12 protein-coding genes are annotated in these 11,586 nt (G+C 48.8%); 6 read left to right on the top strand and 6 right to left on the bottom strand.

Annotation, left to right across the window (positions count from 1 at the left end; all coding sequences use genetic code 11):
- Window positions 1-3: 3 nt before the first annotated feature.
- Complete coding sequence (locus ACKFKH_RS18925) at window positions 4-1,059, top strand: ABC transporter permease (RefSeq protein WP_446859888.1); 1,056 nt, start codon at window positions 4-6, stop codon at window positions 1,057-1,059.
- 37 nt (window positions 1,060-1,096) lie between these two features.
- On the opposite strand, the gene ACKFKH_RS18920 is transcribed toward ACKFKH_RS18925, so the two are convergent.
- Complete coding sequence (locus ACKFKH_RS18920) at window positions 1,097-1,447, bottom strand: hypothetical protein (protein WP_446859887.1); 351 nt, start codon at window positions 1,445-1,447, stop codon at window positions 1,097-1,099.
- Window positions 1,448-1,600: 153 nt separating this feature from the next.
- Between ACKFKH_RS18920 and ACKFKH_RS18915 the strand changes: the two genes are divergently transcribed.
- Complete coding sequence (locus ACKFKH_RS18915) at window positions 1,601-2,593, top strand: ABC transporter permease (protein WP_446859886.1); 993 nt, start codon at window positions 1,601-1,603, stop codon at window positions 2,591-2,593.
- Between the two features lie 54 nt (window positions 2,594-2,647).
- Here the strand turns inward: ACKFKH_RS18915 and ACKFKH_RS18910 are convergent, their stop codons facing one another.
- Window positions 2,648-3,583 carry an IS5 family transposase gene (locus tag ACKFKH_RS18910; protein ID WP_446859885.1) on the bottom strand — a complete coding sequence of 312 codons (936 nt, stop codon included), beginning with the start codon at window positions 3,581-3,583 and terminating at the stop codon, window positions 2,648-2,650.
- Between the two features lie 59 nt (window positions 3,584-3,642).
- On the bottom strand, window positions 3,643-4,641 hold the full coding sequence (locus ACKFKH_RS18905; RefSeq protein ID WP_446859884.1) for an amidohydrolase family protein: 999 nt from the start codon (window positions 4,639-4,641) through the stop codon (window positions 3,643-3,645).
- 477 nt (window positions 4,642-5,118) lie between these two features.
- Here ACKFKH_RS18905 and ACKFKH_RS18900 point away from each other — a divergent pair, with 477 nt between their 5' ends.
- Window positions 5,119-5,490 carry a hypothetical protein gene (locus ACKFKH_RS18900; RefSeq protein ID WP_446859883.1) on the top strand — a complete coding sequence of 124 codons (372 nt, stop codon included), beginning with the start codon at window positions 5,119-5,121 and terminating at the stop codon, window positions 5,488-5,490.
- Window positions 5,491-5,804: 314 nt separating this feature from the next.
- Here ACKFKH_RS18900 and ACKFKH_RS18895 read toward each other — a convergent pair whose 3' ends face one another.
- From ACKFKH_RS18895 to hisF, 3 genes are all read right to left on the bottom strand, one after another.
- On the bottom strand, window positions 5,805-7,091 hold the full coding sequence (locus tag ACKFKH_RS18895) for a ribulose bisphosphate carboxylase small subunit (protein ID WP_446859882.1): 1,287 nt from the start codon (window positions 7,089-7,091) through the stop codon (window positions 5,805-5,807).
- Window positions 7,092-7,391: 300 nt separating this feature from the next.
- On the bottom strand, window positions 7,392-7,667 hold the full coding sequence (locus tag ACKFKH_RS18890; protein WP_446859881.1) for a hypothetical protein: 276 nt from the start codon (window positions 7,665-7,667) through the stop codon (window positions 7,392-7,394).
- A gap of 118 nt (window positions 7,668-7,785) precedes the next feature.
- Window positions 7,786-8,571 (bottom strand): imidazole glycerol phosphate synthase subunit HisF, encoded by a 786-nt coding sequence (gene hisF / locus ACKFKH_RS18885; RefSeq protein WP_446859880.1) that lies wholly within the window; start codon window positions 8,569-8,571, stop codon window positions 7,786-7,788.
- A 159-nt stretch (window positions 8,572-8,730) separates the two neighbouring features.
- On the opposite strand from hisF, the gene petP reads away from it, so the two are divergent.
- The 3 genes from petP (at window position 8,731) to chlG (ending at window position 11,322) form a co-directional block, all read left to right on the top strand.
- Window positions 8,731-8,937 (top strand): cytochrome b6f subunit PetP, encoded by a 207-nt coding sequence (gene petP / locus ACKFKH_RS18880; RefSeq protein ID WP_446859879.1) that lies wholly within the window; start codon window positions 8,731-8,733, stop codon window positions 8,935-8,937.
- Between the two features lie 97 nt (window positions 8,938-9,034).
- Window positions 9,035-10,126 carry a Get3/ArsA fold putative tail anchor-mediating ATPase NosAFP gene (locus ACKFKH_RS18875; RefSeq protein WP_446859878.1) on the top strand — a complete coding sequence of 364 codons (1,092 nt, stop codon included), beginning with the start codon at window positions 9,035-9,037 and terminating at the stop codon, window positions 10,124-10,126.
- 170 nt (window positions 10,127-10,296) lie between these two features.
- Entirely contained in the window at window positions 10,297-11,322 is a 1,026-nt protein-coding gene (gene chlG / locus ACKFKH_RS18870; RefSeq protein ID WP_446859877.1) for a chlorophyll synthase ChlG, read from the top strand.
- Window positions 11,323-11,586: the final 264 nt, after the last annotated feature.

Raw genomic sequence — 11,586 nt, 5'->3', positions numbered from 1 at the left:
AAAATGACACTTGTTTCTAAATCTCTGGTGTATCAACTGATCGCGATCGTCGTGGCGCTCGTTTTCATTGCGATCGTGATTGTTTTAGTCGGGGCTTCTCCGCTAGAAGTCGTCAGCAAAATGTGGACGGGAGCCTTTGGGACAGTGGGGCAGTTTGCGAGAGTGGTGGCCACGCTTTCACCGCTTTTACTCTGTGCCAGTGGGTTATTATTCACCTTTACAGCAGGCTTGTACAACTTGGGTATCGAAGGGCAGATTGCGTTTGGAGCGATCGCCGCCACGTTGATGATGCGCCTGACTCAGGATGCTTTTCCGCCTGCGCTGGTGATTCTCTTAGCCATTGTTGCGGGTGGTTTGGGTGGAGTCATTTGGGGATTGCTGGCGGGTATTTTGAATGTGTACGGTCGCATTAACGAAATTTTTGCGGGACTGGGTTTAAACTTTGTCGCAGATGGATTAGCGCTGTATTTAATTTTTGGGCCGTGGAAGCGTGACGGCGTTGCATCAATGAGTGGAACTGAGCAGTTTCGCGAATCTCTCTGGCTGCCCACATTTGGTAAGACGGATGCGAGTCCCATAGCATTGCTTTTAGCGATCGCTTCCGTAATCATCACCCTGATCGTCTTGCGAGGCACTTATTTTGGGTTGCGTCTGAGAGCCGTGGGTCAAAATCTTCGCGCTTCCTATATATTAGGCATTCCTTCGATTCGTCAATTGCTGAGTGCATTTGCGATTTGTGGCGGTTTCGCAGGAATTGCAGGCGCGTTACAGGTTTTAGCCGTGTTTCATCGCTTAATTCCCAGCATTTCGAGTGGGTTGGGCTATCTTGCTCTACTGGTTGCGATGTTAGTTGGGTTTAATGCCTGGATGATTTTACCGATCGCCCTCTTCTTCAGTGCATTAAACATTGGTAGCCTACAACTGCCGCTAGAACTCAGTCTAGAATCTTCTCTTTCCGGTGTGATTCAAGGAACGCTGGTGCTGTTTATTCTCTTAGGGCGAGGCTTGAGCGAAACGGTGAAATGGGGAGCTTTGCGCGATCGCTTACCAATTCGCTGATCGACCAGTGCCTAACTCCCCATTGTTTACTTCAAATTCACTTCAACGCCTGTGCAGCACAAGATTGAACAATTTGAGTCATTTCACGACGCATCGGCTTATTTGCCCCAAGTTCGTCGCTAATTTTGATAAATTCTGTCAGCGTGTATTGGTTTTGAATGCCGTCGATCGAGCAGCTACAAATTTTTCTCATTACAGCCGGATCGACACTTTTGCCGCCCGATGTGCAAGAATCAACAAAAATCTGGACAACTTGCTCAGGATAAGGGTTTACAGGGGCTTTCTTTGTGGTTCCTTGAGCGTTGGACGAGTTGGCAGAAAGGGTGAATGCAGCCGTTAGCAGACAAGTGCTGAAAGTAAAAATTGAAGGAAGCCGACGTGATTGCATTGTGATTCTCCTGATCAAAAGTTTGGTGTTCATCCTCGTATCGTAATTCCTGAAATTGGGCAAATCGGAGACTTTGGAGACACTTCATAAAATCTAAATCATAAAATCTGAACTTTGGCTCACTCAAATTCACTTAGATACAGGACTGACGTGATGAATTTTGCACAATTTATGCCAATTTTGGCGACAGCGATCGCCACCTCTACGCCCCTCGTTTTTGCCTGCCTGGGTGAAACCGTCACCGAACGCGCCGGGGTGATCAATCTCTCCGCCGAAGGCACAATTTTGCTGGGTGCAATGACCAGCTTTGCGATCGCCAAAACCCTCGAATCCACCGGAGCCGTCCCCAGTCTAATTTTGGGCTTTGCGGGTGCGGCCGGCGTAGGGGCACTGATTGCCCTGATTGTCGCCCTAGGAACCTTGACGCTCAAACAATCTCAGGTGGCGATCGGCTTTGTGTTGGCGCTACTGGCCGCAAATTTGTCGTCGTTTTTGGGCAACTCGTTTGTGAGAATTCCCGGCCCGACAGTGCCCAGCTTCAAGATTCCTGTGTTGCAGCATATTCCTCTTTTAGGCGAACTATTCTTTAGCAGTGATCTGTTGGTTTACCTCAGCTATGCAGCGATCGCTCTGATCTGGGTTTACTTTTATCGGACTCGTGCTGGCTTGATGCTCAGAGCGATCGGCGAACAGCCCAATGCTGCCTTTGCCAGAGGCACGAATGTCGTTTTGATGCGCTATCTCTACACGGCGATCGGGGGAGCCATGACAGGGATGGCGGGAGCCGCATTCTCGCTAGACTTCAAGGCTGGATGGAGCCATTTACATACCGCAGGCTATGGATGGATAGCATTAGCGATCGTGATCTTTGGGGGTTGGAATCCATTGCGCGTCGCGTTGAGTTGTTATCTATTTGGAATTCTACAATCGTTAGCCAGCGTTGCTCAAAGTACAATTCCTGACATTCCGACTCAGGTTTTTACAGTCGCCCCGTTTATGTTGATGATCCTATTTCTCGTATTGACTTCGAGTGAGTGGTTAGAGCGATTGTTGAAACTGTTACCTTCTCCAATCGATCGTACGGCTTCAGAACTGATTCGCAGCACGCCGCCCGCCGCTTTAGGCAAAATATTTGAGCAAGATTAGGCTTTGTTGCATGATTAGAAAAACGGTCAGATCCGCATTGGAATAGTCTTGGTATTAAGCTTCAACCTTGTAGCTATCAGGCTTGGCAATCTGAATCATCCGATTGAGCGCAGCACATTTGATGAACAACTCCACCGCTTGATTGTCAAATTGACGCGCACTGAGATTGCCGCCAAAGATCGTTTTGAAGCGAAACAGGGTGGTTTCTGCAATCGATCGACGATGATAGCCAGAGTCGCGCTTCCAGCGTTTGCGTCCATGCTTACGAATCGAACGCAGATTCTCATCCCGTTGATGAGGCTTGCCTTTACGATTGCCATGCTGCCAAATCTTGGCATCCTTGCGCGGAGGAATGACGGCTTTAGCTCCTTTGGCTTCAATCTCGTCATAGCAATGGCGATGGTCATACGCACCATCGGTAGAGACTTGGTTTATCGGCTCTTCAATGGCTTCCAGCACATCGTTGAGCACTTCTCCATCATGGAAATCGTTGGTTGTGACCACCGCCGCTAAGATTTCGCCCGTTGCCTCATCGACTCCCAGATGCAGTTTGCGCCAGGTGCGTCGTTTGCTCACTCCATGTTGACGGGTTTTCCACTCCCCTTCGCCATACACTTTCACCCCCGTTGAATCCACCACCCCATGACGAGACCCCTCCTTCGGCACCACCGGCAGTTCAACCGAGAGTTGACCCAATCGTCGCCATAGAGTGCTGTGGTCAGGAACGGGTAAATCAATCTCCATCAACTCAAAAATGGATTCCACGAAGCCTTGGCATTGCCGTCCGGCTAATTGATACACGGCTTTCAACGTCGCCATCGTCAGGATTGCCAAATCGCTATAAAGCTTGGATGCTCCGGGCTTACCGCTCAAATCCTCAACAATCCATGCCTCCAGCACAGACTCCTCGATCCAGAAGGTGAGACTTCCTCTCTGCTTCAATCCAGCGTTATACTCAGACCAGTTGCGGATGCGGTATTGAGGTTTCATGGCGTAGTTTTGGTGTGGTAATTGAAACTTACCATGTCTCTACCCTCCGCAACCCCTCTTTATGCAACAACGCCGCTGTGAATTATGTTGTGATTGTTGTTGCTGGCGGGCCCGTCACAGGCTAATCCGACGGTGATTCCTGCGAGTAGCATTTGGGGAATGGGAGCGAAACCAGAGGCGAGATACAGATTGCTACAGGGATTGTGAGACACTTTGACATCGTGTAGTTTGAGAATGCGAAGATCACGATCGTCACAATAAACACAATGCACCGCTAACACGTCAGGCTTGAGAAATTCAATCGATTCGAGATAGGGAAGATCACGCATTCCGAAACGCTGTATGGAATTCTCAATCTCAAACGGAGTTTCAGAAACGTGAATCGTAATTAGTGCTTTAAGATCATCCGCAAGTTGACGAGTTTTGGATAAGGTTTCTGTGTCTACGCTCCAAATCATGCAGGGCGCTAACCCAACTTGAACTCGCGCATCAGGTTGATTGTATTTGTTGATCAAATTGGACGCATCAGATAACGCTTGATCCAACGGTTCGATTAATGCTTTGGGAACGCCAAACTCTTCTCCCAGTGTGAGATAGCCCCGCGCCACAATACCCCGCATTCCTGTCTCTTGAAAGGCTTGAATGACGGCTTCGGTTAGCTTGCCTTTGGGGTGGGCATACATGAAATCAACGAGCGTTGTGGTGCCTGATTTGATTGCTTCCACACAGCCATGACGCGCTGCTGCATAACAATCTTCTGGAGTGAGTTGGGCCGCAGATGGCCCAGTCATGCAGGTAAACCAATCTTTGAGAACCCGATCGTTGCCCAACCCTTTGAGTAAGGTCTGAAACAAATGCGTGTGCGTGTTGACCATTCCAGGAATGATGGTGCGATCGCTGCAATCCAACTGGTCGGCATCGGGGTATTTTGCCACTAGTTCAATCGTGTTGCCAATATCGAGAATGCGATCGTGCCTCACCAAAATGGCGGCATCTTCTAGCACTTCTCGCCCCGGATTCATTGTGATTACAGTTGCACCAGTCAGCAGTCTATCCATTCCTCACACCTTCGATATTGCAGACAATCATACCGATTTTGGGTGAGGTCGATCGTAGGCTATATGTCAGAATGCAGCGTTTTTGAATGAATGATGGGCGGAGGCAAATTTCAAATTTCAACTTGTTATGTATGACTGTGCGAACATTGAAATTATGAGATTAAAAGAGTACTCGATCGATACCGAGATTCACACGAATTAAAATTCGGGATTCCAAAAAACCAAAAACTCTTGTAAGATATTCCGCAGGTGGGTATCACGCCCCGGAAATCTGATTGTGGCGATCAGACCTCCGAGGACTTCCACCTAAGTTAAACGTACTAACTTTGGAGGCGTTCATGATTGTACTACGTCTGCTTTGCGATGGGATCTTGAAAGGTTGGAATCAAGATCCTGCATACACTTCATACGATGGGGGAACGTTTGAGCCGTCAGCGTTCCTATCCTCTTTGAACTAAATAGAGAGGATAAAACAACATGGCCGTTAGGAGACACCTTCCTGACTCGGTTTCGTTTAGCTTTGAGTTGCAATGCTCGTTAGTGAGACGATACCAAGTTACCGTTACCATGGATTTGCAAGAGCGATTGATTTTTATGCCCTCTGGCATTCTCTCGGATGTCAGGAATTGTATTGAAGAGTTTGTTGAACAATTGAGTGAAGTTGCTTCAAATCAATTAGCCTATCTCAAATGGGATGGCACGAGCGATTTGACGACTGAATATCAAGTGATTCGCGTGTTAGCGGGTTATCAAACTCAGCGTTCTCTAATGAAGTTCGATATTGTCATGGGGGCTGGTTCACTGATACATCTGGAGGAATTGCACAACAAAAAAATCATTCAACTATAAGTGGTTAAAGTAGTCGATCCGATAAAGTTCTTTTGCTTCGTCGTTGAGATCTTCTGCCCTTAAAAAAACGTGAATTCAATGGAGTTTTCTCGCTTCGTTATTCAGCACTTCTGCCCCCCAACCCCCCAATTTTGGGGGACTTTGAGACAATATTTCTCGTTCAAAGTCCCTCACTCGTGGGGGATTTAGGGGGCAGAAGCCGATTGAAACGAAGCGAGTCACTCTCATCGAACTGCCCTTAAAAAAGGGGACTTAAAGAAGTTGCGCCTCGTGTGAAGTAAGAGTTTTATCGAATTCGACCTAAAGTGATGCGTTCAACTTCTGCCAGGACGCTGAATAATCGTTTCTATCACTCTGCGCCTGTCGCTCCCATTAATTCCCACCAGTCTCACATAGTCTTTGTGGTGTTCTGATAGACAAGATTCTAAGGCTGAGATCGCCTTGGCTCCATTGCCGTCAAACATGCCATAACAGTTCCACGAATTTGTGCGAAAGCGACGATCGTCCACATATTCAATGCCCAAGCGGTGTCCATTTCCTAAGATCGCATTCACTTCGCTGACCATTTCAGGACTGAGACGAGTGCTAGAAGATTGACCGTTATAGCTCATCGTTGGCGTGTGACCGTTGGGCGATGAGTTTTGCGGTGAGCTTGACTGTGAGTTTGACTGTGAAACTGGGGGGGCTGGCATCATATTGATTTCGCCCAGCCTGCGATTGCCGATCGTCAAATTGTATTCCTCAACCAGGCGCATTTCGTTCATGCGTTGCTGTTCGCCCACCAGCGATCGACCCACTTCTAATAGATGAGGCAAACTAAAATCAGGTCGATTGAATTCGGGTGGCGCTTCGGCACTGTTGACCACTCGCAGAGAGATGCGATCCAACCCAACTTTTTGAATTAGATTGCGAACTTGCTCATCGTAAAGACGGGATCGAATCGCTCCGAAAAAGTCGATCGCCTGAGTCGGAAACGCATCCACTAATTTTTCGACATCGCCCTGGTTGACGCGATCGGCTTCAAAAATGCCACTGACAATGCCAATTCGATCGTCGCGATCGGGTTCCCAAAAAAACTTCTCCATCCGACCGTCACGAGTCAGCGGGGCGTAAAGGGTTCCAAAATCATTGCCAGTGACGATGATAGGAATGCGTTGAATCGGCTCAATTTCATAACTGCCCGGAAGCTGCACATTCGTCGGATTGTCGGCAATATTCATCAAGGTGCCATTGACCAACTGCGTATTGACGGTGTATTGCGTAAACTGATCAACTCGACCCGCTCCCGCATCAATATCGTTAATCATCAACACCGCCATTTTGCCGCGCACCTTTACCAGGTCAGCCGCTTCTCGATAGCGCAGTCTAATCAAACGAGCTGGATCACCCGCATCGGGGCTTTCTAACTCTCCCGCCGACATACTGACGACTTGCACGCCCATCCGCTCATAGACCAACTCACACTGAAAGGTTTTTCCTTCGCCTTTTCTGCCATGAACGCCCAAAATGAGAGGCACTTTGACATTGGGCAGCGTCAAATAATTTTTGGTAATGTGAACCGAAAGTTTATCTAGAAAGCGAGGAGAAATGTAATAACTCATGCAGCGCCAGACGAAAGGTTTGAGTGTTTGAATAGTCGGGGTTGAAATCCTTCGTTTGCCGAGAATTGAACCCGATCGACTCACCACTCTCTGAATCTTAGCGAACCCTGGCCCCAGAATTTGAGCAAGTTGCAAACAGCCACTTTATTAAACTTCTTGCACAAAGAGTAGAGGTGCTGCGATCGAAATTAGAGTTATCTAAAAACAAATGTGAATTCGATGAATCCAAGAATGGGGGAGTGGGGGCAGCAAGTCCTGAATAGCGAAGGGAGACAACTTCATCTTGACGCGAAGAAACCCTTACTGATAAAAAGCCTGCACTTCTTGAATATCTTCGGCAGACCAGGTGATGGGAATATCAGGCTGACTTGTATAGGCCGTGTTGTGGCTGATTTGCGCCACATATCCGACATAGTTGCCCATCAGAAAATACACGCCAATCATTGCTACCGCCGAAAACGCCACCAGCGTCCCAGCCAGCATGAGAGAAAATTCGCGCTGATCGACTGCCTCCTGCATTAAGTGCAGCGACCAGGACACGAGACCAATCACAATGATGAGAATGATAATTAACATAGTTTACACAGTGTAACAGACGCTCAGAAAGTGTTGCTCTGTTTCAAGCTTGGTAAACACCACACTTTGATCATAACCTACTCTATGGTTTCAGCCAAAACCTTTGAATCTCAAGCCTTCACAGGGTTATAGCCTCGGTGAGGCGCACGGGAATCTGCCGATCGTTTAAGTAATTCTTTATCTGAGAAACCGTTAACTGTCCGTAATGAAGTAATGATGCGAGCAGAGCGGCTTCTGCTTTCCCGTCGGTGACGGCTTGATAGATGTGGTCACAAGTGCCAGCGCCTCCGGAGGCAATCACAGGAATTTGTACCTGGTCAGCGATCGTGCGTGTCAGTTCCAGGTCATAGCCTGCTTGAGTGCCATCGGCATCCATACTGGTGATCAACAGTTCGCCTGCGCCGCGTTTTTCGACTTCTTTTGCCCATGAGACGGCATCCAGTTTAGTATTTTCGCGGCCGCCTCTGACAAACACATCCCAACCGGGATTCGTGGGATCGGGACGACGACGAGCATCGATCGCTACGACAATACACTGATTTCCAAACCGGGCACTCGCTTGATTAATGAAGTCTGGATCGCGCACCGCAGCGGAATTGATGCTGACTTTATCCGCTCCCGCCCGCAATAGTTTCTTGATCACGTCGAGATTCTGAATGCCACCGCCCACCGTCAAAGGAATGAACACCTGCTCGGCAGTGCGATAAACCACATCAAAAATAATGTCTCGATCTTCATGAGTGGCCGTGATGTCCAAAAACACCAGTTCGTCAGCCCCCGCCAGATTGTAAGCCTGCGCCAACTCTACCGGATCGCCCGCATCGCGCAGATCGACAAAATTCACACCTTTGACTACGCGCCCTGCTTTCACGTCTAGACAAGGCAGAATTCTCTTTGCCAACATGGAGGCTCGACCTAAAAATGAAGGAATAGAGGTTGAAGTATAGCGTCAGAAGCCGATATTTTCGTGTTTTGTCGGATGTTTTTTGCCTTTTGGTCGAGACTGCTTAATAAGACGCAACATTCTGGTAGACTTTCGGGTAGCTTGTATCCTCTGTCATCAATGCTAGTTGCAATGGAAATTGGTCAAAAGGTTCGTGTGCGCCGCTTGCGCGATCGGGTTTCTCAAGAAATTATCAATAAATTAGGTAAAGTTGGCACGATTCGCGACTTTAAAGTAGTCGATGGTGCAGGGGTTGGTATGTTGGTGCAGTTTGAAGATCAGACCGGAACCTGGTTCTTTGAAGACGAAGTTGAGCCGTCAAGTTAGCTTGAGATCTCACGCAATCGCTAACATAGGAAGAGCTTTGAGTTTTGAATTATTTTTAATTTTTTTACTCAAGGCTCAAAACTTTATTTGATCAGACATGGCTTTTATATTGACGTTTCTCGGCAAAGGTGGAACAGGGCGAACCACGATCGCGATTGCGGCCGCCAAAAAGTTCGCCGCTCAGGGTCAGCGGGTTCTCTTAGTGGGTCAAGATGCGAGTCCGGCGTTTGGTATGGCGTTGGGTGCCGCTGTGGGCGTTGACCCGCAGGAAATTTCTCCCAAGTTGCAAGCCGTTCAACTCCAGACTTCGACGCTGTTAGAACGCAGTTGGGATGAGGTCAAAAAATTAGAAGCGCAGTATTTGCGAACTCCGTTTTTTAAGGAAGTCTTTGGGCAAGAACTGGGCGTGATGCCTGGAATGGACAGCGCGATCGCCCTCAATGCTATTCGTGAATTTGATGCCAGCAATCAATATGATGTGATTGTCTACGATGGTTTGGGCAATCAAGACACGCTGAGAATGTTAGGAATGCCTGAGATTTTAGGCTGGTACATTCGGCGATTTCGTCAAGTCTTTGCAGATTCCGATCTGGGTAAAACGCTGTCTCCGTTTATTCAGCCTGTGGCGGGTGCCGTTCTCAACAATGCCAGCTTTGCCGGAGACAATTTTGCTCAACCGACGGGGCAGGTAAATGATTTACTAGCGCAAGGTCAACAAGCCGTCAACAATCCCAAACGCATGGCCGCTTACCTGGTGACGACGGACGATCCTGCTGCGATCGCCACCGCCCAATACCTCTGGGGAAGCGCTCAACAAATCGGCCTCACGATCGCGGGTGTGATTGCCAACCAGTCTGCATCTGATCTCAGCGACACCTTTAATCCCCTGCCTGTCACCGCCATTTCCTCTCTCCCAGTACGGGATTGGCAGCCTTTGATCGACGCATTGCCAGACCTTGAAGAGACCAGTCAGGCTCCCCGTGCGATGGCAGTGAGTGTGATCGATCGCAAAGTCTCCCTCTTTTTGCCAGGATTTGATAAAAAACAGGTCAAACTAAGTCAAAACGGGCCAGAGATTACGATCGAAGCAGGCGATCAGCGTCGCAACATCTCCCTCCCCCCCGAACTGCGTGGCCAGCCCGTCCGAGGTGCCAAGTTTCAAGACGGCTATCTAATTATTTCCTTCTAGAAGGGATGGGAGAGAGGGATGAGGGATGAAAAGTAGATCAGGTAGATCATTCTGCTCTCAGTCGTCTGACCTCCGCTCTTCACTGTCACCTCTCCATTGTTCTTCAACCTTCTCACCAACCTCTCCCATCCCTCATCCCTGTTCTCATCCTTCACCCCTCTTCTCCCCCTATGTCTGACATTTCTCCCGAAACTTCCCCCTCATCTGAGTCAGTCGATTCTTTAGAGTTGGGCGGCGATGCTTTGTCCGATCGCGATGCTAAAACTCGTCAACTACTCGGCATGAAAGGCGCAGCGGTGAAAGAGTCTTCGATCTGGAAGATTCGTTTACAACTGATGAAGCCGATCACCTGGATTCCTTTGATGTGGGGGATCATCTGTGGGGCTGCTTCGTCGGGTCAGTACACCTGGACGCTAGAGAACTTTTTAATTTCGGCTGCGGGTTTGTTGCTGGCTGGCCCACTGCTGACGGGCTATACGCAGATTCTCAACGACTACTACGATCGCGAGATCGATGCCATTAATGAACCCTACCGCCCCATTCCATCGGGTGCCATTCCGCTCAATCAGGTGGTCGTCCAAATTTGGGTGCTGCTGTTTGCGGGGCTGGGGGTTGCTTACGCCCTGGATGTCTGGGCAGGCCACGAATTTCCGACGATCACGGCGTTGGCGATCGGCGGATCTTTTCTCTCCTACATCTACTCGGCACCGCCCTTGAAACTCAAGCAAAACGGTTGGACGGGGAGCTTTGCCCTGGGAGCCAGCTATATTGCAATTCCCTGGTGGACGGGTCACGCGCTGTTTGGCGAATTGACTCCGACGATCGTTTGGCTCACCCTGTTCTATAGTTTTGCGGGACTGGGAATTGCCATCATCAATGACTTTAAGAGTGTAGAGGGCGATCGTAAGCTGGGACTCAACTCACTCCCAGTTATGTTTGGTGTGATCAATGCTGCCTGGATTTGCGTTTTGATGATCGATGTATTTCAGGCGGGCGTGGCTGCTTACTTGATTTACACGCACCAAAACCTCTACGCAGTGCTGTTGATTTTGTTGATCATTCCTCAGATCACCTTTCAAGACATGTACTTTTTGCGTGATCCCCTCAAAAATGACGTGAAATATCAAGCGAGTGCTCAACCCTTTCTCGTGTTTGGAATGCTTGTCACAGCCTTGGCTCTAGGTCACTTGCGATAATCAAGTGATGAAAAGCAGTGACAGATTGGCAAAGGCATAAGACACCAAACAAACGTGAATTCGATAGAGTTTTTCCGCTCCGTTACTCAGCACTTCAGCCCCCCAACCCCCCAATTCTGGGGGACTTTTGGACAAGATCTCTCGTTCAAAGTCCCCCAATTTTGGGGGATTTAGGGGGCTGAAGCCGATTGAAACGAAGCGAGTCACTCTCATCGAACTGACGTTAAACAACCCAGTAAAAGAACTTCATCGAACTGGCGTTTG

Source organism: Phormidesmis sp. 146-20 (assembly GCF_052939475.1).
The sequence above is the reverse complement of the archived record's forward strand: the minus strand, read 5'-3'. Positions and strand labels throughout refer to the sequence as shown.